The following is a 26,739-nucleotide window of genomic DNA, read 5'->3' as shown; positions in this document are numbered from 1 at the left end:
CGATCCAGCGAGCGCACAGCACCTCATCTGACAGGTTGTGCATGTGCTTCAAAATGAACAGGCCGGCGACTAGCCGCGTCGGCAAGCCCGGCTGTCCCGACCCTGCTTGGCACACCGAACTGAAGCGCTCATTCAGGATGTTCCAGTCGATCAGCGCTGCCAACCGCACCAGCGGATGACCCATGTCGATGATCTGATCAAGCGCCGGAAGCAACAGGTCTTTCTGGCGATCATCCCGCGGCTTGCTCATCGCATTCCCCAATGTCGACGACGCTGTCAGGAATCACGAATCACCCAAAAGCAAAACCTAAAACGCAAGAAAGCGAGGTCCAATACCCCGCTTTCCTGCAAAATCGAATGCTACATCAAGACCAATTATGCTTATTTCTCAAGTCAATCCGCATTCTTCACGGACGACTTTTTGGTACTTCGGGAGACATAGAGGGTGTTCGACAAGTCAAGCGCGAAAGTTCTGCGCGACCTCCTTCCACAACGGCGCCAGTCGCCGCATTTTTCCCTGCGTGCCTGCCATCGCTCCGCGCTTTCTTCAGACCAGCCTTAGAGTAGCCTCTTCGACCCTCCTCAACCCCTGCACAGTTAGATGGTGTACAAGATCTCCGCAGCCAAGCCGCTCTTGCGTGTCATCATCGGGGCCTTCTTCGAGATCGTCCCAGCTCCAAACATCGCCTGAACTGGGCGCCATGCCAGTTCTTCACGAACGACTAATTCGCGACGGGGAATGGCCCGGCTCTTGGTTCTGCTACTTGCTAAAGGACTGTACAGCTCCGGACTATCAGCATCATACCGCCGTCAGACATGACCGATGCGAAATTCTGAGTACCTCAAAGAGGTGATCATCATCGAAAGCACTTCGTCACCAGTGAAGCGAATGAGATCGAATCCGTAGTCCTCATTCGCTCGCAGGCAGTCCTCCACTCGTGCACCGTCCCGCGGTGAGGCGAGGAGCATGATTGATGTTGACGCGATAAGGTCGAAATCCACACTCGATCACAAAGTCGCAATTGGCCGATTGTTCTTTCTAGAGGTGGGCACCAACCGGAATTCGGACCATGAATCCGGACGGATCCAACCGTAAATCGGCACAAACGGCGGATCAATCGAACGTGCCGACCTCGTAAAACTGATCGTTCGGCGCGGCGCGGCATTTGCGCCGAGCAAATCCCGCTCGATCATAAAAATCGGAAACTCTATGGCCCTGCAGACCTCGACTCGTGACGTTCTGGCCACGTTCTCCTTCCAGACGCGGTGTCAGCTTGCGGACAGCTAAGCTCGGTATCAAGCAGGGCAGGTCGAGGGACCTGAACAAAATGCAACACTAGATAGGAGTATGGTCGTCATGTATAATCGAATCAATAACTGGTCGGGCGTTCCATCCGATGATGAGTATCATCACTCAGGCAATCACGGGAACGCTGACGACTTTTCCGACGCGTTCGCTAGAATGCGATTGCACGATTCCGGTGCCAGCTCATCGTCGCAGCCGAATTATTATCTCAGCTCAAGCCCTCCTGTCATTGAAATCGACCGAGACAGATTCCGGCGAGAGGTGAGGAACTTTCATGGCGATGAAATCAATCATATCGCCAACAATCCGCAGGAGTACTCGGAATATGTATCCGAAAGAGCCAGGCTCACGGCGGATGTCGCTAGCAATTACGGGATCCGAAGGGATTCTGACGCCGCCCGATATTACAGCTACTAACTAGGAAACAGGAGCGTCGGTCTCCAAAGAACGGAAGCGGGATTTCCTATGGAGAGTGAGTTCTACAGCCAACAGTGGCGAGAACAGTTCCCCGGACGCACTGACGTCACCTCGATCGTGGACTTTCAGGTTGCTCACCCGCTCGTCGGCAACGCTGGCGATATTCTGCTCGAGCACCAGCTACGGCAAGACGGCGAACGGCCGCTGGTGAACTGGCGTCCTGCTAATGACGCAGCGAGAACTCGTGCAGAACAAATGGGCTTCGTCGAAGTGGATCAAAATGATATGGTGCTCGATCCCACCCAGTCCAGCCAATGGCGATACAGGGATGGTGGATGGCAGCGTGCAACCAATTCTTCGAGGTATCTCGCCAAAGTGGCGAGCGATACCGAAGCTTCTTCAGAGACCGACTCGGACGGAGACTTTATGTGACGTGAGATCTGCACCTCCATGAAAGGAGGTGCAGGAGCGCTGACCAACCAACACTTGCGGCTTACGATCGAGCCCAAGACTGAATGAAGCCGAATCCAATTCGGCTCAATGAGTGAGGTGCACCGTAGCTTACCGCACCGCGGCGGTTACGAGAGTTGGCTGGCTATGAATAGCGCAGCAGAAAACCCCGGCTTGCAGCCGGGGTTTTCGACTGGCGCCGGTTTCTCCATCGAAACTCACCGTCTGGCCGATCGACGAAGACCCGGCGCAACGGCGACAGCTTTGCCCGAGCCCGCAACCGGCAGAAACTACGAGCAACTTTGGATTCAACTAGATCAAGGAGTTGTCCTGCTCCGTCATCCACAACCAACGGAACGGAACGCAAATCCAACAGCCCTGATGCCGTGGTGCGAGGCTCTGCGGCTTCATTCGACAGTCACCGATTTTGCGAGATTGCGTGGCTGATCTACATCCGCGCCTCTTACGAGGGCGGCGTGGTAAGCCAAGAGCTGAAGCGGAATAGCATAGACCATCGGCGTAAAGTTTGCGACCATCTCCGGCAACACAATGGTCATGAGTGTGTTCAGCGTTGCTTCCAAAGCGCCCCTCGCATCGGTGATCAGGATGATCTTGCCGCCGCGAGCTGCAACTTCTTGCATATTCGATACGGTTTTCTCGAAGAGCTCGTCGTAAGGCGCAATCATCACCACAGGCACGGCCTCATCGATCAAGGCGATCGGTCCGTGTTTTAGCTCGCCGGCGGCATACCCTTCTGAGTGAATATAGGAAATTTCCTTCAACTTGAGCGCGCCTTCTAACGCCAGGGGGGCCGACGTGCCACGGCCGAGATAGAGCACGTCCCTCGAGTTGGCGATATCACCCGCGAGCATTTCGATCTGCGGCTCGATCAACAGCGCAGCGGCAATCAACCGCGGCACTTCAACGAGCTCGCGCACTAACTTCGATTCATGCATCTCTGACAGCTTACCGCGCTCCTTTCCTGCTGCGACGGCAAGCACCGCCAATACCATCAGCTGGCAGATGAATGCCTTCGTAGAAGCGACTCCGATTTCTGGCCCCGCCAACGTCGGCAGCACGGATTCGCTCTCGCGCGCAATCGTCGACGTAGGGACGTTAACCACAGAGATCGTGTGCAGGCCCTGGCTTTTCGCGTATCGCAACGCAGCTAGTGTGTCAGCGGTTTCGCCGGACTGCGAGATGACGATCGCGAGATCGCCCTGGCGCAAAGGCGCCTCCCTGTAGCGGAACTCGGATGCTACATCGATCTCGACAGGCAAGCGAGCCAACCGCTCGAACCAGTATTTGGCGATGTGACCGGCATAATTCGCCGTTCCGCACGCGGTAATTGAGATACGCTGAATGGAGTTGAAATCGAACGGCAATGTAAGCGGCAGAGCTACGCGCTCGCCTGCAGTATCAAGATAATGCGTCAGTGTTTTGCAGGCTACTCTTGGCTGCTCGTGAATTTCCTTGGCCATGAAATGGCGATAGTTCTCTTTATCCACAAGGAGTGATGATACGCCGGGCTTTGATGTCTCCCGCTGCACGACGGCGCCGTCTGCGCTATAGATCTTGCAGATCGCGCGGGTAAGCACGGCCCAGTCGCCGTCTTCAAGATAGGTAATGGTGTCGGTCAAGGGCGCGAGCGCGATCGCGTCTGATCCTAGGTACACTTCGCCGTTGCCATGTCCAATCGCGAGGGGAGATCCCTTGCGCGCACCGATCATAAGGTCGTCGTGGCCCTTGAAGAGGAATGCAAGAGCGAAGGCTCCGCGCAGCCGCGGCAACGAAGCTTGTACCGCATCCTGCGGCGAGTAGCCATTCTTGAGATAAGACTCGACGAGATGCGCCACCACCTCGGTGTCCGTCTCTGAGTGGAAGCTGGCCCCATCCCGCTCCAGCTCGGCTCGCAACCCGCGGTAGTTTTCAATGATTCCGTTATGAACGACCGCGACATTTTCCGTTACATGCGGATGAGCATTGCTCTCGGTCGGTTTTCCATGAGTCGCCCAGCGAGTATGACCAATACCGGTGCGCCCCTCGGGCGGACAATAGCGCAGCCGCTCCTCAAGGTTTCTCAGCTTACCTTCAGCCCGGCGGAGCTCGATATGTAGCCCTTCGAGTGTCGCAAGACCTGCGGAGTCGTACCCTCGATATTCCAATCGCTTGAGTGAATCGATCAACTGCCCGACGACCGGACGACGCCCCAAAATTCCAACAATTCCACACATATCGATCAATGCCGCCCAAGTTCAAAGAGCCGGACGTCCCCGACAGGAAATCTGGTTATGATATTCGCTTCGACAAAAACTGACTTTCGCTGGATAGCGACGATCGCGTCGTTACCGCAAGAGGCCGCCGCAAGGATACGTCGCGTAAGTCGTGTGGCGTCCCTTACAACTTCCTTCTCTCGCATTCACGCAACCGTTCTGGTGTTTGTCGCGCTGGTGTAGTAAGCTGATCAGGCCCTGACGGCTTCCAGCTATGTTGGTCGGGATGAGACTAAACGATTGGTACCGAAGCTCCATTGTACGGACGTAAGCTTTCGATATCGAACTTGTTCGAAAAATTATACCAACGTTTGCTGCGTTCTCACATTTCGTGCTTGCGTCGACCACCGGCCGCTGACGCGAGCGGGCCGGCAGCAGAAGAGCGATGATCGTTCTCGATGATCCTGCCACCCAGACTACGAGTCCGTTCAGAAGAAGATCGGGCATTTTGTTGGGCTATCGTTGTTGATGCGTGGCTTCGCCGTGCTCTTGCTCAGGTGCCAGATTTCAGACGGACCGCGGTTTCAGCAAGTCGCCCTCTTGCGCCACGTACCGAACGAATGCACGCATGCGCCCAATGAAAGAAAGAGAACACAGACTTCGGGCTATCTCATTGACGTATGCATAACTGGATTCGCCTTTGCGAGGGTTGTTGCTTGCGTTTTGAAGCTCGATGGTATTGCTCCTTCAGCACGATATAAATCAATGTATATAGTGTGCATTTCTGCACGATGTGTATGACTAGATCTAAAGATAGTTTTGTTCTGATTGCGGGTGAAGTGGACCGACGGACTTCTCGAGAAGTCCGTTTCGTAAACGACGATTGAAGGGAAGCTTTCTTTCCAGCGCAGCTAAGAGATACCATGGCGGCTCAGGACTCAAAGCGGCGCGTTGCGCTGATCACCGGCGTGACCGGGCAGGACGGCGCATATCTCGCCGAATATCTGCTCGGGCTCGGCTACACCGTGCACGGGATCAAGCGTCGCTCGTCCTCGCTCAACACCGCGCGCGTCGATCATCTCTACCAGGACCCGCATGTCGGCAATGTGCCGTTCCTGATGCACTACGGCGACATGACCGATTCGACCAATCTGATCCGCCTGGTGCAGCAGATCCGGCCGACCGAGATCTACAATCTGGCCGCGCAGAGCCACGTCCAGGTCAGTTTCGAGAGCCCGGAATACACCGCCAACGCGGATGCGATCGGCGTGCTGCGCCTGCTGGAGGCGATCCGCATCCTCGGCATGGAAAAGGAGACCCGATTCTATCAGGCCTCGACCTCGGAGCTGTACGGGCTGGTGCAGGAGGTGCCGCAGAAGGAGACCACGCCGTTCTATCCACGCTCGCCCTATGGCGTCGCCAAGCTCTATGGCTACTGGATCACGGTGAACTACCGTGAGGCCTATGGCATGTTCGCCAGCAACGGCATCCTGTTCAACCATGAGAGCCCGATCCGCGGCGAGACCTTCGTCACGCGCAAGATCACGCGCGCCGTCGCCCGCATCGAGGCCGGCCTGGAGAGCAAGCTCTATCTCGGCAATCTTGACGCCAAGCGCGACTGGGGCCATGCCCGCGACTATGTCGAGGGCATGTACAGGATACTGCAGGCGGACGAGCCCGGCGACTTCGTGCTGGCGACCGGTGAGACGCGGTCGGTCCGCGAATTCGTCGAGCTGGCATTTGCCGAGGTCGGCCGCAGCATCGAATGGCGCGGCAAGGGCGTCGAGGAGATCGGTGTCGACAAGGCCACGGGCAAGACCCTGGTGCAGATCGATCCGACCTACTTCCGTCCCACCGAGGTCGATCTGCTGATCGGCGACGCCAGCAAGGCGCGCGCCAAGCTCGGCTGGGCGCCGAAAACGCCGTTCGCGCAACTGGTGAAGGAAATGGTCGCCGGCGATCTCGTCGAGGCCAGGCAGGATGCGGCCAAATGGCAAGCACGGCGTTTGAACTGAAAGGCAAGACGGTTTTCGTCGCCGGCCATCGCGGCATGGTCGGCTCGGCGCTGATGCGACGGCTGGCGCGCGAAGGCGCCGATCTGCTGACGGTGTCGCGCAGCGAGGTCGACCTGCGCGACCAGGCCGCGGTCAATGCCTGGTTTGCCGCGAAGCGGCCGCAGGCCGTGTTCCTTGCTGCGGCCAAAGTCGGCGGCATCGTCGCCAACAACACGCTCCGGGCCGAATTCCTGTACGACAATCTGGCGATCTCGACCAACGTGATCCAGGCGGCGCACGCCAATGGCTGCGCGAAGCTGATGTTCTTCGGCTCGTCCTGCATCTATCCGCGGCTGGCGCCGCAGCCGCTGCGCGAGGATTCGATGCTGGCCGGCCCGCTGGAGCCGACCAACGAGCCCTATGCCATCGCCAAGATCGCCGGCATCAAGATGGCTGAGGCCTATCGCAGCCAGTATGGTTCGGACTTCATCAGCGTGATGCCAACCAATCTTTATGGTCCCGGCGACAATTATCACCCCGAATATAGCCACGTCGTCGCCGCGCTGATCCGCCGCTTCCACGAGGCCAAGATTTCCGGCGCCGGCAATGTCGTGGTGTGGGGCACCGGCACGCCGCGCCGCGAATTCCTCTATGTCGACGATCTCGCCGACGCCTGCATCCATCTGATGAAGACCTACTCCTCGCCGGAACTGGTCAACATCGGTACCGGCGAGGACATCACCATCGCAGACTTCGCACTCATGGTCGCAGCCGTCATCGGCTTTCGCGGCGAGATCAGCTTCGACACCTCCCGCCCGGACGGTACGCCGCGCAAGTTGCTCGACGTCAGCCGACTGGGGAGGCTCGGCTGGCGCGGCCAGACCTCACTGCAGGAGGGCATTCAGTTGGCGTATCGGGCGTATCTCGCCGACAGCAGATGGACGGCCAGCGTAACCGCATGTCCCGACAAGCGGGTGCAGGGCCGATCCCAGAATTACTCGGCGTTAAAAGTCCCAACATAGCCGGGCTAACCGCTCACGCAGATAATCAACTCACCGCGCAGCCAACCCAGTTAACAACGACGCTCGGTGGGACGCCCAACACCGAGTCCCCGTTGTGTCAAAGCCGCAGCTCGGCCAGCCGACTTGCAGGGACAGAGGCATGATTGACGTGCTGTTCTGAAGCCATCAAGTTGCGAGCTATCGAGGCTCGGCACGAACGTCGCCTTGCGATCGGTCATTAGCTTGACGCGCGGCGCTATTCCCTCTGGGCCGATGATTAGAGAGACTCTGCCATCACCATCCGCGCCGACAGCGTCGCGATGCACATGAGCACCCCTAACATCGCGAACGCCAACGGCAAGCCGACCAAGTGTGCGACGAGCCCGATAATGGCGGGACCGACCAGTATACCAGCATATCCAGCCGTGGTGATGACCGCAATCGCAACGCCTACGGGCATCACATTCTGTTTGCCGGCCCGTCGACACAGTACGGGTACAACGTTTGAAACGCCCAGCCCAATGAGCACGAACCCCGCCATGGCAATCAACGCAATCGGCGCGGCCACCACGGCCAAGAAGCCGGTCACGATTGGCACGGTCCCGAGCATCAATATGGTACGGTCGCCGAGTCGAGCTACCATGGTATCTCCGCTGAGACGGCCTACAGCCATCGCAATTGAGAAGAGCATACAACCAAGGCCGCCGTGCGCCTCTGCGAGGAGGCCTTGCCCAACGAGAAGCAAGGCGCTCCAATCAAGCATTGCGCCTTCGACGAGAAAGGTGATAGCCGCGAGTACGGCTACTAGCAAAACACTGCGATTGGGCACGACAAACAACGGTTCCTGCCGTCTCGAACCCATGGCGAGCAACCGCGGCCAAGCTGACATAATCGCGATCATCATTAGGGCCGAACAGAGCAACGTGGAGATAAGCGGGCCACACTGCAGCGAAAGGACCGAGGTCACCGCGGCAGAGCCGGTGAATTCGCCAATGCTGTACTGGGCGTGGAAGCCGGACATCAATGGACGTCCAGCGGCGTGCTCCAATTCGATCGCATGAATATTCATGGCTACATCGATCGAACCAAGTGAAACCCCGAAAGCAAACAGCATGGCACCGAGGCTGAGAGGTGTGCCGGCAACTGCAAGCCACGGCAGGATGAGCGAGATGCCAAGCCCACTCGCGATAATGATGGGCTTGCTGCCGTAGCGCGCGTTCGACACACTGGTCAAAAGCATAGCGATGACGGATCCCGCTCCGAGACAGAGTAGCAGAAGACCAAGCACGCGGTTATCCACCTCAAGCCGTTCCTTCGCAAGCGGCACTAATGGCGCCCAGGCCGCGAGGCCGAAACCGGCCACAAAAAATGCGAGCCGCGTCCCGAGCACGCCCGCAGACCAGTTGGCAGATGATATCACAGGCACTCCTGAGAGGACGGCTCGCGAGCGCGGCCCCCTCTTCCGGAGCGCGAGCCTGCAAGCGGCCCGAAGCTCGATGATGGTGGCCTCAAGTTGATAATCCTGAGCTCTGCAAATGCTATGCCGTCGCAAAACGGGCCCAGGTCCTGCCTAAGGAGCGTGATTGTCGAGCACCGTCCGGCGTGTCGCGCAATCTCTCTGGGATAAACCCTGAGTGACAATCGTCTTTGCTGGTACGCGACGGTGCGAGCGCAAAGCTCAAGGAATCTCTGTCGGAAAACATACAAAGCCCGACGCGCCCCCTCCATGCACTGATTCACTTGGAATACGGTCGTCAGTTTTTATGACATCACTTTAGCCACTCCGGAAGCTCTCATCATAAGCAACGACACTGCGCTGCAAGATCAATACAACGAGCGTCAATAGCGCGGGCTTCCAGATCAACACCTCGATTTATTCGGCCCGTCGCGGAGGCCAAGGCCCTTCATTCGTCCGTTGTGCGCGACGCTTTGGGCTTGACGTCTGGCTTCTCCGCAAGCGCTTCCGTCAGCCTAATGAGCTCAGCGGACTGCCATCTCGTTATCTGGGAGAGATTGCGCCGAATGCGACGATGGTAGAAGCTGAGCAGGCTGAACGTGCGCGCAGGAATCCCTCGGACGAGCTGGGCCGTAATTATTTCCCCGCTGATGACAAAAAAAGACATCTCTGCCGATAAAGCCGAGGGGGACGATTGAGCCGCAGTGAAAGGCGATGACCGATAGGACGGCGGTCGCGCGCAAGCCGTCAATTTCCGGCGAATACCTGCACATTCCATTTATTCCCAACTTCAGGCTGGTGGTACCTACGTCGTACCAATACGAAGATCACCACCATTTCGGGTGGAACGACGAGAACATCAGCTCCAAATGTTCTGGAGCTTTCCTCTGATATTGGATATTTGGCCCGTGCGCTGGCTGTCTTTGGAGCAATCAGCTGGATGTCTATGTCGTTCTCGTGGACATCGAAAGGGGCACCGCGATGCCCTACGACATCAATTCGATTAGCTCTGCGATCGCTTGGCCAAGTCCAGGACGAGTGCCTACGCCATCAAGGCGCCGGTAGCATTGTTCAAGCACCCGCAGCTTGCCGAGGTCGCTGCTCTGACCAGCTCGAACGGCGCGTGGTAAGGAACGAGTATAGTAACCAAAGGTCGATTAATATCGTCGCGGCCATCACGCTATAAGCCCATGCGCTCTGCATTAGATTGAGCTCGATCAGAACCCGTGACAAACCGAAGCCCACGATCCAAGCATCGAAGCTCATGCACATGCGTCGGAATATCTCCGGATCAAGTCGGCGAATAACGTAGGATCCCAGCGGGATGCCGAGTACAACGCTGGGTACCAAGACAGGGAGAAGAGCGCCGCTTTCGGAAATGAACAGACCGAGCTTGTAATAGACGAAGGCGGTCACGCTCGATTCTACCACGCGCACCAGGGCAAGGCCGGCACGAAATTCGTTTTTAACCAGGCCCTGATTGTTAAACAGCATCGCCAGGGGCGGGCCGGAGATAGTCGTCACCGAATAGAGGATGCCCAGCATCGATCCGAATGGCAGACCGATCAACCAGCTTGCTTCGATAGGGCGGCGCCAACCGGCGGCTTGCAGCAGGATCAAAGGTAGAATGATCGTGTAGGTGGCTAATTTGATCCAGCCGGGCTGCAGTGAAGCCAACGCATAGCCGCCAAGCGCAATGCCCGGCAAGAGTCCAACCAAGATGGGAAACACGCGCCTCCAAACAGCCGGTACGCCTCTCAGATTGATGAGGAGCACGTAAACGTTTACGAAGACTTCGACGATGACAATGGCAGGATTGAGAATGCGATTGGTATAGAAAACAAGCGCAAGCGGCACAGTGAGCGATGAAAAGCCGTAGCCGATGGCTCCGTTTACGAAAGCCGCAAAACACGTCGTTGCGGCCAGGAACCAGATAGAAGCGTCAAACCCAGGCATTTCCTTAACTTCTCACACCGGTGCGCGCCCAATCCCGCCAGGGAATCAGACGTAAACATTGGTCTTCAGGATTGCGAACGATTCTGACCACTCGCTTACGAACTACGGGCGTCTTAATAATAGCGATGACCGTCATCAAGTGCAGAGCTTCTACATTTGCTCCCTATTATGCGCTGGAGTTGTGTTCCAAGCAGTGGCGCCGTACTTCCCGGTACCTAACTACATCACTCAGCATGGGCCTCAGATTGTTCCACCAATGGGTTTCGTATCGAAACCTTAACTGCGTCGGTTCCGTATAAGTGCAGACAACCAATTCTCCAACCCACAGAATTTCCCTTATAGCAGCCACTTAATGCGGATCAGACTGGAGTTCATCTATCTCAGCCGGCAATTCAACGCGATCGGTTGAGAACAAATAAATTCTTCATCATCGCTTTTTGGACGATGCGAAAGCTGCCGTTTGAGAACACGTTGATTCTCTCCGCGCATGGCGGTAAGCCAGCGTTCGGCTGGGGTGAATGTGCGGCAATTCACCAGGCGAGGGATCATCCTTCGGTCCCGTCGCGCATCTCGGGGCGCATCGGATCACCACGTTGCGCAAATCTTACCTATCGTCGAGCAGTAATCGGTCGATCCGGCCTAATCCTGGCGTCATTGCTCGGCTGGCTGGGCCTCGGCAGCGCTGGTGAGGTCGAACTTGGGGCACTTCTTCGCTTGACCGGCACTCGCATCGGCACAGTGATCGGAGGCGATCGCGACATAGACTGCCGGCAGAACGAAGAGCGTGAACAGCGTGCCGACAGACATGCCCGCGACGAGCACCAGCCCAATTGAGAAGCGGCTCGCGGCGCCGGCTCCTGTTGCCGCCAACAAAGGTACCACCCCTGTGACCATCGCCGCCGTCGTCATCAAGATTGGACGAAGTCGGACACGAGCCGCCATCTCTATGGCCGCGCGACGGTCTAGTCTCTCCTTGAGCTGCAGCTCGTTGGCGAACGCAACCATCAGTATCCCGTGCTTGGAAATTAGACCGACCAGCGTCAGCAGCCCAACCTGAGTGTAGATGTTCATCGTCGCCCAGCCAAAGAATAGTGGGATCAGGGCGCCGACAATTGCCATGGGTACACTGATCATAATTATGAGGGGATCGCGCAGACTTTCGAACTGCGCCGCAAGCACCAAGAATATGACGATCAGTGCAAATGCGAAGGTAATGGCAAGTTGGTCGCCCTCGCGCACATATTGCCGCGCCTCGGCAAGGAAGTCGTGGCTAAAACCCGCCGGCAGCTTCTTTGCCTCTCCTTCCAGGAAGTCCACGGCTTGACCGATCGTGACCCCAGGCATCGGCACGGCCTGGAAGGTCGCGCAGTTGAGCTGGTTGTAGTGGGTGAGCGCGTTGGGATCAGTCGCAGTCTCCACCGAGACGACGGTAGATAGCGGAAGCATCGAGCCCGTCGCAGTCTTTACATAATAGTTCCCAATCGCTTCCGGGGCCATGCGTTTCTCGCGCGGGACCTGCGGGATCACCTGGTAGGAGCGGCCCTGCAGATTGAAGCGATTGATGTAGTTTCCACCAAGTAGGGTGGCCAGCGCGTCGCCGATATTCTTCATGGTGATGCCAAGATCGTTGGCCTTGGACCGATCGACCTTGATCCGCACCACGGGCTGGTTGAATTCGAGGTCAGAGTCGCTAACCATGAACAGACCGCTCTTGCGCGCGGCATCCTTCAGTTTCGACATCTGCTCATAGACGGATTGGAAGCCAAGCGTCGAATTGATCACCATCTGAACGGGCAAGCCGTCCGATCCGCCCGGAAGCGCCGGCAAGCTAAACGCAAATGCGTTAATGCCTTCGATTTTCGACAGCTCGGCTTGAACAAGGGACCTAAGCACGATCGATGATCGCTTGCGCTCGTCCCATGGCTTCAGCAACATTCCGGCCATGCCTGATTGCAAGCCGCCACTACCGTTGAGCACGAAGCTCAAATCAGTCTCGGAAAACTTTTGCAATACCTTTTCGAGCTTGGCACCGTAAAAGTCGAGATAATCGATATTGGCATATTTCGGCGCCTTCGTAAGCGCGAATACGATACCTTGATCCTCCTCCGGTGCGAGTTCCTTAGAAGTATGCGCATAGAAAAAGCCGACAAGGCCCAGCATGGTCAGCGCAAACAGCCAGGTAATTGGGCGATAGTCGAGCAAGCGATCAAGCTTGCGGCCGTACCAGCGTGTCATGGCAGCGAACACGCTGTTCGTGAACCTTGCAAACCGCCCCTGCTCGACGCTCTTTAGAAAGACCGAGCACATCATCGGGGACAGCGTCAAAGCGATCACGCCAGATACAATCACCGCCCCGGCCAGCGTGAACGCGAACTCGCGGAACAGCGCACCGGTGAGGCCACCGAGAAAGCCGATGGGGGCGTACACCGCCGCCAACGTAATCGTCATGGAGACAACGGGGACCACGATCTCGCGCGCTCCCCTCGTGGCGGCCTGCAGGGGCGGCGCCCCTTGCTCTAGATGACGATGGACGTTCTCCACCACGACGATCGCGTCGTCGACCACAAGACCTATCGCGAGCACCATCGCAAGGAGGGTCAGCAGGTTGAATGAGAACCCCAGCGCCAGCATCAAGCTGCAGACGCCAACGAGCGACAGCGGAATGGTGACGACCGGAATGATGACCGATCGCAGCGAGGCCAGGAACAGGAAGATCACCACCACCACGATCACGATGGCCTCGATCAGGGTCTTCTCGACTTCATCGATCGACGATTGGATGAATTTCGTTGAATCGTAGGCGACTTTCATCTTCAGCGATGGCGGCAGGTTACGCTCCATTTCTGGAAACAGCGCGCGAACACCTCGAACTATGTTCAGCGGGTTGCCTTGTGGACCAGCCTGCACGCCGATGACGACCGCGTGCTCGCCGTTCATGACGGCACTGGCGTCTGTCGTCTGTGCGGCAAGCTCAACTGTCGCAATGTCTTCAATGCGCACAAAGCCACCATCATTGGCTTTAACGATCATACGCTTGAAGTCATCTACACTCCGTAGGTCGGTATTTGCCGTGACGTCGGAGATAGTGAAATATCCCTTGGTCTGGCCGGCTGCCGCCTGGAAGTTATTGGCGGCAATTGCAGCCGAAACATCCGCCGGCGAGACGCCGCGCCCTGCCATTTTCGCCGTATCGAGCCATAGCCGCATCGCAAAACTTTGGCCCCCCAAGATGTCTGCCGCGGCGACGCCGTCAACGGTTGACATAACCGGCTGCACGACCCGCGAGAGATAGTCGGAAATCGCGCTGGCCGTCAGTTCCTCGCTAGAGAAAGCGATATACATGACAGCCGTGGCCTGACCCGTTGCCTTAGTGACGACTGGATCGTTTGATTCTTTCGGGATTAAATATTTGATTGAGTTGACCTTAGAAAGCACCTCGGTGAGCGCCTCGTTGGGATCGAAATTCAGCTTTACGTATACTTGGATCGTCGACGTACCGAGTACCGATGATGAAGTGATGTAGTCGACGCCCTCGGCGGAAGCGACGGCCTGCTCCAGTGGAGCGGTTATGAACCCCTGGATCATGTCGGCGGAGGCGCCAGGATAGGAAGTCGTGATATTGACGATCGTATTGGACAGCTTGGGATACTGCCTGATCGGCAGAACGGTAGCCGCTCGAAGTCCGATCAGCAGGATCAGGAGACTGAGGACGACAGACAACACCGGCCGTTTGATGAAAAGTTCGGTAAATGCCATCTCGACTCGCATTCAAGGTAACGCAAATCGCGAGTAGGTCGTGCTGCCCGCGGCTAATGCGCGTAAAATTTGGGGAACTGGAAACGCCTGATCCAAAAGGCACACGCTCCCAAGCAGGGAGCTCAGTCCTGCGCTTGTTACATCGTGGTTGCTTGGATGAACATCGGCCCTACCCTTCTCATCACTGACCGCGACCTCGAATTGCGGGAGCACTACCGAAGTTAAACATCCATGTCTTTTTTGCGCCTAGCCGCCTGCAGGCCGGCTCGAGACTTGGAATTGGGCTCACTGTTTCCATGTAGTTTCATGCTCAGACCTTGACGGAACGCAACGACTTCCAGCAAGGAATCAAGCCGGCTCAAGGCTTCGCTTCGATCGCTGGTTCGAATGATCCGGCTCGATGTCGAAAGTAGAAACGATCTGACGGATGCTCAACTCTACAAAGGTGAGTGGGTAATATAGAATGGGCTATCAAACCTATACCAAGGTTTTGTTAAACCGGAACGCTGAAGTCTCATCGCCCCCTCAACACCAGTGAACAGCTCGCCGGGTTGGAAAACCCTATCTTTTGACTCCGCGCCGGCGCGGCCTGCTGATTCTACGCACGTCGCGCCTTCATAAAGGAGGTGATAACTGCGCCAAAGCACGCCTTCGGACCGAATTCACGCTTCGAGCTTCTGCGGAGAGGTCCGAAGCGTGAGGACCGAACCTTGCGGGAGCCGCAGACAAGCTGTAACGATGCCAGCATGCCGCGCCACCTCCTTTAGTAGCGGGGCCTGTAGCTCAATGGTTAGAGCCAACCGCTCATAACGGTTTGGTTGCAGGTTCGAGTCCTGCCGGGCCCACCATTCGGCCAGCATTGCCACTGAAAGCATTTCACTTTCCGCTCCGCTGTCACACCCGGCCCACTAGGGTGTGACAACGCTTCGCGCGGTGTTCGCTGGGCTGGGTTGACCAACTCAACATTCTCAGCTCTTGCCAGCGTCGTGGCTTTCTCGGTGGCTTGCTGGTGCTTGGTGCCGTTCAACAGCTTCGCCGAGCACGCGCCGGAGCCAAACCCGGAGACCAAAAAAAGGACGTGGTGTGGTTCGCGCTCGGTGACGACCGGCCGCTCACCGCGTTCGCTGGCATCTGGACCGAGTTCAAGGGCGATCGGGGGACCAAGTCAAAGCCGATCCCGGGGCCGCATCTGGTCTACGGCTTCCTGACGACGGCGCCCAACGGAGGTGGTCGCGCCAATCCATCACAAGGCCATGCCGGTGATCCTGACCACCGATGAGGAGCGCAACATGTGGCTGCGCGCGACGTGGGATGAGGCCAAGGCCTGCAGCGGCCCTTGCCCGACGACATGCTCAAGATCATGATGCGCGGAGCAGAGAAGGAAGATCATCCACCGTCGCCGAGGACTGAGACCACTTCATGATGGTCAAGATCAGCCACAACCAACCATGTCCGTGCGGTAGCGGACTACGACACAAACACTGCCATGGCAGTTTTGCACCCGATCCTTACCCGCAAGACCTCTTCCCGAGCGATGTCGATACCTTCAGCGAGCGCTACAACGGGCGCGCGAATGCAATGATCATGGAGTGCGGGCTACAGACGAAGCACTCCGTGGTCGCTGAGCTTTGGCCGGAAGCCTATCTTGGTGCATCTGCTGAAATGCAGGACGACGGCACGAATGTTATCAAGATCAACCGCGGCACGGTGTTCCTGTTGCGCGATCTGTTTGACCAGATGCTGTCGCACCCGAGCAATTTCCCCCACATAGGATGGCCCAGTAGGGAGATTGTTCACAGAGATTATCAACCGAAGCGCAAACTCTATGATCTGACGACCACCGCACAACGCAACTGGCAGCCGAAAGACCCCGCACGCGCGAAGTACGCCTCCGACCTCGCCCTTGCAGCCATTGATCACTTGTTCGATCATGAGCTGGGCCACATATTCAACGGTCACACCGCTCTCCTGAAGCAGGTCACCGGCTCCAGCCTGATCTCAGAAGCGGGATCGACTTCACCCCTCTCCGCGCTGGACTACCAAGCTTTCGAATATCAGGCCGATTGTTTCGCCATTGGACAAGGCTTGCACCGACTTCGCACCGGGCCGGGCGTCACTGCGAAACGGGTATATGACCTATTGTGCGCGATTTATCTCCAGTATCGAATATGGACGGAGAATTTGAGAGCGATCTCGGTCGAACGTGTTCTAACACAGAAAAAGCACCCGCCCGCTAACATCCGACTGCGTTTGATCTTGGGCTCAAGCGTCGAAGTCATGTTTCGTCGCAAGTTGATGCCCATGCCAAACTTCGGAGAACTGATGGTCAATGCAATGCTTGAGTGTGAAGAGGGACTCGCGCGCTTGACGAGGACGTTCATCGATCCCGATAAACTGATGGACGATGGCGGTTTGACCGAGCAGGTCACGCCCGCCTTGCACGACACCTTTAAGAAATTGCGGCCACGATTGCTGCCGTATTCCTTCGGTGGAAGGCTGAGCCCGGACCTTCCATAAAGCTGCCGTCCGTCGTGTAACGCTAAGATTGCAATCCACGACCGACGTTTGGGGGAACAATGTCAAATCTGAAAATGGCAAGTGCACGGCGACAACTCGGCACGGCGCTCGCTCTGTATCTGCAGGACCTTGATCCAGTCTCGGTGCATTACCTTGCTGGCGGCGGATGCGAATTGATCGAATATTACGCCAAGAAGGCAGGCGCGCAGCCCTTCACCTCTCACGCCATTAAGACGTTTCCTGAGATGAAGATTCAGGAGATCAGGAAACTCCAGCGCCAGTTCTGGAACGCCTTCAAGCACGCCACGCAGCAACATAGCGGCGAGGAACGCCACGACGACGACTTGCTGATGCAGTTCAGCGATGAGCAGAACGATCATGCGTTGTTCATCGGCTGGTATGACTACGCAGGCGCGACCAATGCGATGCCGATTGAAGCGCAGGTGCATCAGGCTTGGTATCTCGCCCTGCATCCCGACAAACTGGCCTCCCAATTTCCTTCGGACCTATACGAGCGCGTATTCCCGAAGTTGAACCAGCGATCACGCCCCGAACAGAAGCGCATGCTCAACGAGGTGATCGCACACTCTCGGACAGACAATGCCGTGATGAGCGACCCGGCCACCGAGACGCTGGCGCTGATATCCAATTGGCCACCGATTTGACGCGCGGTCACGTTCCAGCTGGCAGGGTGCCTTCGACGATCCAATGCCGCTGCCAGATGGCCGCTTACTGATCACGCTGCACGACGCTGCCACTTACATCACACGAAGCTGCCGAAGCGTGGAGCACGATGCGCCGAATGGCAGGCCGCGATCGAGGCGCTGATGCTGGTTGCGCCCGGTGGCCCCACGATGCTCGCACGCCTCGGCGTGATGCGGGCACTCAACCGCCATCGCGAGCCGGTCCACGAGCCGCCCAAGAAGTCCGCAAAGATATACCGGGTTATTTAGGTGAGATGCCGCTTCGTCAGCGGCGCCCGTACTCACCGTCGTCTGCCCGACCGAAATGTGGCCTAATCCTCTTGGATGGCGTCGCCTAGCAACGTATTTCGAATGACTGCCTTTAGATTGGCCGCAGTTTCCGTGAGCTTCGACACATCCCAGCGGACTGTGTGGCGATGATTCGTGTCGAAGTGCGTTTGGATGCCCGCGCAGCAGATGTAGATCACTGGCTTCCCCAAGCCTTCAGCGAACCCCGCCTCCCAGTAGGCCCCTGGGTTGTTGTCGGAGAGGTCTGCAACGAGAAACCGACAGCGACGAATTTCGCCTTCAATAAGCGCGTCGATGTGTCCCGCTTTCTGGGTAACAGTACGGAGATCGTATCCGGTTTGCTTGACGGCAGGCAGCAGGCATTGCGTGTAAACGCGATCTAGATCAGCATTCGCGAACCTGCGTGCAAAGAACGCATAACGTGAAGCAACGTGGGCCCGCTTTAGCTCTTCGACCCTATCCCAGCCAGCGGATGTGATCGTAGTTCGAAAAGCAGGAAGCCGCGCGAGATTGGTGTTAAGCACCAGATTACGATCCGTTAAAGACTGCATCGCCCACGTGACGTCACCAGCGTCGATGGCCCCAACAGCCGACACAATGTCCAAATCACCTAGACTTTTGCCGGGTCCGATAACTTTACCGGCACGGCCGTCCGCTTGATCGGCTAGCCAAAGTAAAAGGTTGTCGCATAGCTCGGCTGGGGTCGGAAGTGAATGTTCCGCGAGCGAGTTCAAGAAATCAGGTGTGAGCGTCGGACGCTTCTTGCCCTGTAGTTTGCGGATCAGATAGCTCGCCAGAGCACGCATCTTTTCGCCTGGTAGAGGTAGCGAAAGCTCGGTGGCTTCCACAGCATTGAAGTCTCCGCAGCGAGAGCAGAAGACGACCAAGCCGTCATAGTTACGCGGGATGTTGGCTGGCGAATTACAGACCGGACATTCCTGTTCTGGCTCGCCTTCAATCGGCCTCTTATAGGGCAAGACCTGCTCCTAAAAATTCGATTACGCACTCAATCGCTGGCGCGCGCTCATCCAAGAGGCGCCGCCATAGCCACCATCTCGGCAGCAACGACACCGCCAGCAGCGGCGAGAATCACACAAGCAAGGATCAACCGTCCATGGGGATTTCGGAACCGCCTGCGGCAGCAACCGGGACGACAATCGCAAAGACCCCACAAATGCGTACCGCCTGCTGCGGCCACACAGTTTGAGGGCAACCAAATGCAGTGCCTATCCGGAAGAGCACGGAGTCAAAAATATTCAACCACAGCTTGCGCAATATCTCTGCTTGCGCTTGAATAAGAAATTATGCGGGGCGGCGTTGTCATTTTGCTCTTAGGCGTTACAGCCCTCGGAGCCTATTCGATCGGTCGACAGGGTACGCCAGCGACGAGCGCACCCTCTCCGCCTATTTCAATTCAGTCTGCCGTACCAGCAATCCCGTTTGCCTTGACGGACGCACCGGTGACTGTGGCGCCGCCAAAGCCACCAACCACTCCGCCCCCGCCATCCGGCGCCACGAGCAGCGCGCCCGTTACCAAAGTCAACGCACCCCACAGGACGGCCCCACCGCCGCCCGATGCCGAGCGCAAATTCGAGGCAGCGCTGACTGCCGCAGCCATTGCCGCGATCTTGATTAAGGCGAGCCGGGATCAATATCACGCAACGGGTAAGCCCTGCGCATGTCCCGACGACGTGATGCGAAACGGTCGAGCCTGTGGCGCAAGAAGCGCGCACTCGCGGCCTGGCGGGGCTTCGCCGCTGTGCTACGCGAGCGACGTGACGACCGCGATGATCGAGTCCTACAGACAACTACAGGCGTCGCGATGATGGTACCTCGCAGCGACCTCAATCGCTTCAACCGCAATGGCGAGAAAGCCGGGCTGCCCAAGCAAGTCGGCCGTCACAGGGGGCAGATGTGTCCATTCTCCGCAAATCAATCGAGACAATAACTGCTTTGGATTTGGAGGATCTCGTGCGTATTGCCGCGCGCGAGACTGGCGAATTGGAATTCAAAGGCACCCTGCCTTTCGTGCCGACGAGGGGACAGCCCGCCGCCGTGGCTGATCGGTGGATCGAAAAGGGTGACCGCGTCGGTGAGTATGCGAGAGATCAAGTGCTTTCGGAACTGGTTGCCTTCGCAAATGCCGACGGTGGAACGCTCGTGCTTGGAGTGCACGAAACGAAAGACGAGCCACGTCGCGCCGAAAGGTTGGAGGCCCTTCCCAATTGTGAAGAGTTGGCCAAGCGTTTTCTCGATGCAGCCGAAGATGTGGTAGAGCCTAGACTGCCAAGTATCGAAATACGTGCGGTCGCGGCCTCGGACGCGGGCGACGGATATGTGGTCATGCGTGTCGGAAAATCGTTGGCCGGGCCGCACAGGCTAACGACAACCCGCGAATTTTACGTTCGTCGCGGAGAAAGAGCATCAAAAATGAACGTTAGGGAGATCACCGCCCGTACTCTTGAGTTGGCACGCATTGGGGATCGCATTGAAGCGGTATTCGCGGAACGCCATGAAGCTGCTGGCGCTGCTTACCAGACCTTGTTGAGGGGAAGCTCGGGAAAGCCAACCGACTGGGTAAAGCCGCTACTCGTCAGGGTCACCGCTATGCCGACGATCCCTCAAAATATTCCAATTGTGACGCAACGGCCTGACCTGTGGTGGATCGGACGGGGCTTCACGATGAGTGTGGATGGCAATGAATATAAGTGCAGTTATCCTGCCCGAAGCTTCAACCAGAGACCGAGCGTCCGACTTCGCTCCCTTGTATGCGACGTAGCTGACCAAGAAGAAGGCATATCCCGGTTGGTCCGAGCTGACGGGCTAGTTGAGTTCCGCCTTATTCACCCGGCCCGAGCGGCAATGAGAGGCAGCGATTCGCGGGTCTACTTTAGTTGGATCATCAGCTTGGTTGTGGGTGCGGTTGCTCAAGTAGAGTGTCTCCGAACCCAACTTGCATGGGACGCCGTTGAATACGGATTGGAAGCTCAAATCTGGAGCACGCCGCCGCTTGGCATTTTTTGGAATGACGACGGATATTCTAGCGGACTGTCGCTGAGGGCTGATTTGCCACTGGGGCTACCGCGGTACTCTCTTGCTTCAGGCGAAGACTACGATGTGCTTATTGCCACCATCGTGCGCGACCTAATGAATTCATGCGGTGTTAGTTCCGAGATTGTCTGTAAGGTGCCTTGGAATGATCTGCTCAAGCAAGGAGCCGCCTAGGCTCATCCATCACTACTCCGCGCAGCCGCATCGACTTTAGTGCTGGATTGTAGCGCCCGGCGCATACACGCGACGTGATTGCCGAGTTCAAGATTTCAAAGAAAGATCCCGGCCGGCTAACAAAAGCTTCTCTTCGCTACGGACGCGAGCTGCTCTGCCCTCGCGTTGCGTTCATGCTGCGAGGTCCGCCGCTACGACTTAGTAGCCCTCGAGATTAATGGGAATTTTGCGAACTGGCCTGCGGCAGATTCGTAGGAACTGCAAATCGTGCGCGTATTTGTTGAGATGTTGTAGAACTTGGTAAGGCGAAAGTGCGTAAGAGCGGCCATTCCATGTGGAAGCAAATCCCCTGCCCGACGAAGCCAAAGCAATTCTCTGTCGAAGCCAAATCAATTACTCATGGTAGGCTGGAGTGGCCGTCCGGTTAGAGAAGTGAGCAACAATCGGGATGGTTTTTTTGTTTTTGGGTTTCTGCGTGGGGACCGTAGCCCCGGTATCAAAAGCGATATGGCAATATATGTTTCTGTGCCATAAGTTAGATCTGCAATGCTCAGGAGTTGCCAGCATGGATGGTGCAGACTCGATGTCTGATTTGGTCGATTTCGCGTTCGAGATCGCTGGAAGCGCAGGTTCTCACGCCACCGAATGGTTTCGACGACCGATAGACATCAACACGAAGGATGACGAGAGCCCCGTTACGGAGGCAGATCGGTGTGTCGAGAAAGCCATCAGAAAGGCGATTTCCGCTCGATTTCCTGAGCATTCGATTTTCGGTGAAGAATACGGGATTCAGGGTGATCTCGATTCGCCTACGTGGGTGGTTGATCCCATAGATGGCACGCGCAGCTTCATTTCCGGGTCTCCGCTTTGGGGAACGCTGGTCGCGTTCGCTATCCGAGGGCGTTCACAGATTGGCGTCGTCGAGATGCCCGCATTGCGGGAACGCTGGACGGGCGCAACCGGCCTGGGTAGCTGGTTTGTCAACGCGAGCGGCGTTCGCACAAAATGCCAAGTTCGCGCCTGCCGGCGCCTCGCCGACGCGAACTTCTACACCACGTCGCCCCTCTATTTTGCAGACTCAGAGCGCGATCAAATCCTGGGTATCAGCCAAACTGCCCGGATGTGTCGCTTCGGCGGCGACTGCTACAATTATGGATTACTTGCATCTGGACACATCGACCTCGTCATCGAGACGCGGATGGAGCCTTACGATTTCATGGCTCTGGTGCCGGTGATCGAAGAAGCCGGCGGCATTGTCACCGACTGGGAGGGCAAGCCGCTCACGATCACCTCGGGCAAGCGGGTCATCGCTGCAAGCACGGCAGAACTCCACGCCGAAGTTTTGCCGTTGCTCTAGAAACGATGGAAGCGCGGTTGAGTCGGGCAGGTGCGTGGAAAGAAGGGCACCAGCATCATGTCGGTTGGACGCATCGGGCCTATTATCGTATCGCGTGATTGCCCGAAGCCGATAATGTGAACAGTCTAAAAGCTGCAAGCATGTAAGTGGCAAGAGGCACGACGGCGTCGCATTCAATCGATGTTGGCAGCGTTCGGCACGCTAAGCGTTGATCGGCCGACGGAAGATTTTGGAGTATCGCGCGAAACGATGAAGTGGAAAACTCCGCCGAATCTGCGGCGGAGTCGTCCCGGTTACGAAGACCAGGGAGGAGGCTCACCACAAAGTGCGTACTGCCGTACGTACCCGCAAAAAAAGAGTGATTGCCAAAGCAGCCGCAGCAATGGTCGAGGCCGATTAGACGATCTTTCTCGACGCGAGGAGCACGACAACCGCCCTCGCCCAACGTTTAGCTCGGATGGAAGGCTTCCTGTCGTCACCAAATGCCGCCAAGTGCAGACATCCTATGCGATTGTACACAGCGCGGACACGGTCGGTGATTTTGGGTGCGGACGGACGGACGATCCGTCCCGTAACGCTCGGGGCGATTACGTCAATGAGATTGCCCGCTACCGAGCAGATTTCGCGATGGTCACTCCTCGACGAAGCAGAGATAACCAGCGCGATGTTTGCTCATGCGCGGAGGCGCATTATTTTCGCCGACTATTCCAAACTGGGTGTCGCTAGCCGGATTTCATATTGCGCGCTGGTGGACGCGGACTGCTTGATTGTCTACGTCAGAGCCCGTCAGGTATGTTTCCGCAACTGCGATCGGTCATCCCAACGTAGTTTTCGCTTAGGGACTGCGGTGCATCGAGAGGCACGTGAGGGCGTTTCCTCCATCTCCAACATGCCTAGATTCTAGATTTCTAAGAACTCTGCAGGCCGGTATCCAGCCTGAAACGATAGGGAGTACATTGTCGAAGAAGATCGTGATTTGTCTTGAGAAACACCCTGACGCCATTGGGGGCTTGGTCCCGTACCAAGCGGCTGATCTTCAAGGTTGCGGGTCAAGCGGATCGTAGAGTGCCCCTTTACCGCATGTAGGCGATCACCTGCGCCGTTTCCTTGGCGAGGAGAGATCGATGAGGAGTGGTGAAGGTGCATACCGACGAACTGACGATCGATTCTGATCGGATGTCCTAGCCCATCATAACAACCTGCCCCGTCCTACCCTTCTAGCGATTCACGTGCTGTCAAGAAATCTGAAGCAACCTCAGTTGTGAGCTGCGGCGGAGGTATAGCAAGCGCTTGCGGCTCGCGCCATTGTGCCGCCATCGAATTGCTCAGTGAGCGGAGCGCGTGTCCGATCTAGCGCAGCTCTGTGCTGCCTTTTTGCGGATATAGCCGTCGCACCCGGATCGCTCGTAGACACGTGCATGTGGTTGCCGCGCGATTGTCTGCGGAGGTCGCTGCCGCCCCCGTCATCGCCGTCCTCCTTGAAACTCCTCTGCCGGCCCAGGCCTAGATCAACGTAACAAGTGCGCGCAGGCCCCGGCGTTCAGGCCGGCGCACGCTGGCCTGCCCCCACAGCGTCGCTGCGGTAGCGGCTGGTCGAGGTCTGGTAGTACTGAGCGCGAATGGCCGCCATGGCCTCGATCAACGTGCCCCACGGCGCGGGAAAGCGTTCTTCCGCCATCACCCGGTGCAGCATGCGCGTATGGCCGGTCAGCTCGTCGTTAAGGAACTCTATCACAGGCATAGCCGGATAGCGCTGCAGCAGCAGGATCGCGGCGTTGCCAGCCTCGCCGGCGGACCTGTCCTTGTTCCGTCCATGTAGATCGTTCTGTAGGCGTCCTATCGCGGAGATGAGCCGCAGGACCTCACGGAACGCCGGACGTGCGCGCAAGGTCACCATGTCCAGCCCCCACAGCAACGACAAGCAACAGAACACGTTCACGTAGGCGATCGAATCGATGCCGTTGTGCAGGTACTCGGCGTAAGACCAGCGCTGCGCCTCTGCCGCCCGCGCCTGTCCGGCGCGCAGCGCAGCGCAGTAGCGCCGGGTGTCGTCGAGAAGCTGAGCATAGTCGCGACGATCGTAGGCAAGTGCCGCCAGCGAAGCGCGCAGCACAGCGCAGCCCTCGAATCCGGGGAGCGCGCACGGCTCGCCCTGCCCCAGCGCCTTCTCCACCGCGGCGAGTTGTTCCGGCGCGATCAGGTCAAGGTCGTTGCAATCGTCGAGCCAGAACAGCAGCGCCAATTCGCGATAGAACGCCACGATCAGCGTTTCGTCCTGCGGATCGCGGCCGGTGCGGGCGCTAGTGTCGCGCAGGCTCGGGTGGATGCACTGCAGTATGTACTGGCCGCCCCTGACCGCTTCCATGGCATGCTCGTCGGCGAACCCGGTCAGCGAACGCCCCCAGTCCAGCACCTGCTGCAGCGCGCGTTGGGGCTGGATCATGGCGCGGCTCGTGCTTTCTCGGCCTGGACGCGCCGTCCCCAATGAAGCGACAGCCACAACCCAGCGAGTTCGGCCACGCGCACGACCCGGGTGGGGCAATACAGTTCCTTGCCGATCCACAGCGGCGTTTGCGGCAGTGCATGCGCCGCATGGCGGGCGAGCATCCACTCCAGCGCACCCGCGACCGCCTGCGCGATCCGCCTGCGCCCTGTCGGCTCTTCGCTGCCGTCCATCACGCGCAAGGCAAACAACGCATAGGCAGTTTCCTCGAACGTGGACGCGCGACCGGCGCCCCAGCCGCCGTCGTCGCGCTGCGCCTGTATCAGCGCCGCCAGCGCGCGCCCGTCGCGCCATTGGGGCTTGCCTTGCGCCAGCGCAGCGATCGCATGCGCGGTGGGATACAGCCACGAAACGTGCCATTTTTCGTTGTTCCATAGGCCATGCGGGTTGCGATTGGCCTCGACGTAGGCGCTGGTGCCGGCGGCGGGCTTTCCCAATAGTCGCAAGGCATGCAGGGCATGGATATTGGTCGACACCGAAGCATTTCGCTCGCCGGGGAACGTGGCGAACAGATCGCCAATTTCGAAATGGCGCAACGCATCAAGCGCCGGGTCACGGCCAGCAAGGTGCAGGACGCATAACGCAACGGCGGTGTCGTCCGCATCGGCCGCGAAGTGCAAGGCCGGGCCCAGACCGCGCCCGCTCAGACGCGCGTCGAGCTGCGCGACGATCACGCGCACCGCCTCGGCGAGCGCGGGATGCGCGAACAGCCCGGCCAGATGCAGGGTGTACAGCGACCAGCATGGCTCGAACACATTGATCGGCCAGACGTTGGGAACGACACCTTCGATGCCGCTGCGCGTTGCCCGCGATGCCGTCTGCAAATACGCGTCGGCGCGCGCGACCTGCGGCGTGTTCCCCTGTGTCACGGCATGCGCGCGCCACGCGGCGGTGGCCGCCGGACTGATGCCGATGCTGCCGTCCTCATCCGGGCGTGCAGTGGTCGGCGACGTCCCCCAGGCTTCCCAGGAGTGCAGCAGCGGATGGCCGCTCGGCAACGTCGCCACCGCTGCCAGCTTGACCAGGCACGCTTGCCGCAACGGCAACAGCGCTGGGTGGCGTGGAAACGTCACGCCGCCCAGCAAGGATGCGGCCTCGCTGCAAAGCTGTGGCAGAATGAGTTCCGCGCCGATCGGCGCGTCTTCCGGGACTGCCTGCGCGTAGGGATCGGGCTGGCGCTGGAGGAACCGGGTTGCTGCCTGGACTGCGTCGTCAGCGCTGGAAAGAGGACAGGCGCGCTGTAATGCCAGCAATGCCGACCACGTAGGCGCATGGCGGAACAGCGGGAAGTCCGCGCTTCCCCATCCGCCATCGGCCTGTTGCTGCGCGATAACCCATGCGTATGCCTCGTGCCTACCGGTGACGTCGCCGCGAAACCGCAGAGCTCGCGCCGTGTCGTAGACGGACGGACCGACGCTGCCGCCATCGTTCATCCCGCTCAGCAGATGACGCAATTCGGAAATGATCTGTTCGGAGAGCGCGTTCACGCGGGATGCTCCTTCTGCGACGGACGGGCAGACGTCAAGCATGTCGCCGCCGACCGTCGTATAGGGAGTGCCGAACGGCCGCCCTGCTCCGGCGCGCCGACGGCCCCGA

The 26,739-nt window shown here is 58.0% G+C and carries 15 protein-coding genes, 1 tRNA gene and 1 pseudogene; 9 read left to right on the top strand and 8 right to left on the bottom strand.

The features are described from left to right. A partial coding sequence (locus tag H8A92_RS28360) for a transposase (protein WP_476695698.1) occupies nucleotides 1-250 on the bottom strand: 250 nt, incomplete at its 3' end. Between the two features lie 1,521 nt (nucleotides 251-1,771). Here H8A92_RS28360 and H8A92_RS40855 point away from each other — a divergent pair. Beyond that, nucleotides 1,772-2,155: a hypothetical protein gene (locus H8A92_RS40855; RefSeq protein ID WP_274613488.1), complete on the top strand. Its 384-nt coding sequence runs from the start codon at nucleotides 1,772-1,774 to the stop codon at nucleotides 2,153-2,155. 425 nt (nucleotides 2,156-2,580) lie between these two features. Here H8A92_RS40855 and glmS read toward each other — a convergent pair whose 3' ends face one another. Beyond that, nucleotides 2,581-4,407 carry a glutamine--fructose-6-phosphate transaminase (isomerizing) gene (gene glmS, locus H8A92_RS28350; RefSeq protein ID WP_229198813.1) on the bottom strand — a complete coding sequence of 609 codons (1,827 nt, stop codon included), beginning with the start codon at nucleotides 4,405-4,407 and terminating at the stop codon, nucleotides 2,581-2,583. A gap of 902 nt (nucleotides 4,408-5,309) precedes the next feature. Between glmS and gmd the strand changes: the two genes are divergently transcribed. Together gmd and H8A92_RS28340 are read left to right on the top strand one after the other, a co-directional pair. After that, complete coding sequence (gmd, locus tag H8A92_RS28345; protein ID WP_229198809.1) at nucleotides 5,310-6,401, top strand: GDP-mannose 4,6-dehydratase; 1,092 nt, start codon at nucleotides 5,310-5,312, stop codon at nucleotides 6,399-6,401. Further along, the gene (locus H8A92_RS28340) at nucleotides 6,377-7,402 is read left to right on the top strand and encodes a GDP-L-fucose synthase family protein (RefSeq protein WP_274613487.1); all 1,026 of its coding nucleotides are present in this window, start codon (nucleotides 6,377-6,379) and stop codon (nucleotides 7,400-7,402) included. The genes gmd and H8A92_RS28340 overlap by 25 nt, the downstream gene beginning before the upstream one ends. Before the next feature lie 256 nt (nucleotides 7,403-7,658). Here the strand turns inward: H8A92_RS28340 and H8A92_RS28335 are convergent, their stop codons facing one another. The 3 genes from H8A92_RS28335 to H8A92_RS28325 form a co-directional block, all read right to left on the bottom strand. Beyond that, on the bottom strand, nucleotides 7,659-8,798 hold the full coding sequence (locus H8A92_RS28335) for an MFS transporter (RefSeq protein ID WP_229198811.1): 1,140 nt from the start codon (nucleotides 8,796-8,798) through the stop codon (nucleotides 7,659-7,661). 1,110 nt (nucleotides 8,799-9,908) lie between these two features. After that, a complete protein-coding gene (locus tag H8A92_RS28330) occupies nucleotides 9,909-10,793 on the bottom strand; it encodes a sulfite exporter TauE/SafE family protein (RefSeq protein ID WP_229198808.1) in 885 nt (294 codons plus the stop codon). A 651-nt stretch (nucleotides 10,794-11,444) separates the two neighbouring features. Then, nucleotides 11,445-14,549 (bottom strand): efflux RND transporter permease subunit, encoded by a 3,105-nt coding sequence (locus H8A92_RS28325; protein WP_229198807.1) that lies wholly within the window; start codon nucleotides 14,547-14,549, stop codon nucleotides 11,445-11,447. A gap of 772 nt (nucleotides 14,550-15,321) precedes the next feature. Here H8A92_RS28325 and H8A92_RS28320 point away from each other — a divergent pair. The 4 genes and pseudogenes from H8A92_RS28320 to H8A92_RS28305 all read left to right on the top strand — a co-directional run bounded on the left by H8A92_RS28320 (nucleotide 15,322) and on the right by H8A92_RS28305 (nucleotide 17,731). Next, a tRNA-Ile gene (locus H8A92_RS28320) sits at nucleotides 15,322-15,397 on the top strand. A 162-nt stretch (nucleotides 15,398-15,559) separates the two neighbouring features. Continuing rightward, nucleotides 15,560-15,972, top strand: a pseudogene (locus tag H8A92_RS28315) (SOS response-associated peptidase family protein); the annotation flags it as partial. Further along, nucleotides 15,969-17,066, top strand: coding sequence for an SEC-C metal-binding domain-containing protein (locus tag H8A92_RS28310; RefSeq protein ID WP_229198806.1), 1,098 nt, complete (start codon nucleotides 15,969-15,971; stop codon nucleotides 17,064-17,066). The pseudogene H8A92_RS28315 and the gene H8A92_RS28310, both read left to right, overlap by 4 nt. 59 nt (nucleotides 17,067-17,125) lie before the next feature. Beyond that, nucleotides 17,126-17,731 (top strand): hypothetical protein, encoded by a 606-nt coding sequence (locus H8A92_RS28305; protein WP_229198805.1) that lies wholly within the window; start codon nucleotides 17,126-17,128, stop codon nucleotides 17,729-17,731. A 350-nt stretch (nucleotides 17,732-18,081) separates the two neighbouring features. Here H8A92_RS28305 and H8A92_RS28300 read toward each other — a convergent pair whose 3' ends face one another. Continuing rightward, nucleotides 18,082-19,035, bottom strand: coding sequence for a nucleoside 2-deoxyribosyltransferase (locus tag H8A92_RS28300; RefSeq protein WP_229198804.1), 954 nt, complete (start codon nucleotides 19,033-19,035; stop codon nucleotides 18,082-18,084). A gap of 937 nt (nucleotides 19,036-19,972) precedes the next feature. Between H8A92_RS28300 and H8A92_RS28295 the strand changes: the two genes are divergently transcribed. Both H8A92_RS28295 and hisN read left to right on the top strand, forming a co-directional pair. Continuing rightward, entirely contained in the window at nucleotides 19,973-21,283 is a 1,311-nt protein-coding gene (locus tag H8A92_RS28295; RefSeq protein ID WP_229198803.1) for an AlbA family DNA-binding domain-containing protein, read from the top strand. A gap of 565 nt (nucleotides 21,284-21,848) precedes the next feature. Continuing rightward, nucleotides 21,849-22,640, top strand: a complete 792-nt coding sequence (hisN, locus tag H8A92_RS28290; RefSeq protein WP_229198802.1) for a histidinol-phosphatase — start codon at nucleotides 21,849-21,851, stop codon at nucleotides 22,638-22,640. Between the two features lie 1,540 nt (nucleotides 22,641-24,180). Here hisN and H8A92_RS28285 read toward each other — a convergent pair. Together H8A92_RS28285 and H8A92_RS28280 are read right to left on the bottom strand one after the other, a co-directional pair. Further along, nucleotides 24,181-25,083: a terpene synthase family protein gene (locus H8A92_RS28285; RefSeq protein WP_229198801.1), complete on the bottom strand. Its 903-nt coding sequence runs from the start codon at nucleotides 25,081-25,083 to the stop codon at nucleotides 24,181-24,183. Continuing rightward, nucleotides 25,080-26,630, bottom strand: a complete 1,551-nt coding sequence (locus tag H8A92_RS28280) for a hypothetical protein (RefSeq protein WP_229198810.1) — start codon at nucleotides 26,628-26,630, stop codon at nucleotides 25,080-25,082. The genes H8A92_RS28285 and H8A92_RS28280 overlap by 4 nt, the downstream gene beginning before the upstream one ends. Between the last annotated feature and the right edge of the window lie 109 nt (nucleotides 26,631-26,739).

Source organism: Bradyrhizobium acaciae (genome assembly GCF_020889785.1).
GTDB lineage: Bacteria > Pseudomonadota > Alphaproteobacteria > Rhizobiales > Xanthobacteraceae > Bradyrhizobium > Bradyrhizobium acaciae.
The sequence above is the reverse complement of the archived record's forward strand: the minus strand, read 5'-3'. Positions and strand labels throughout refer to the sequence as shown.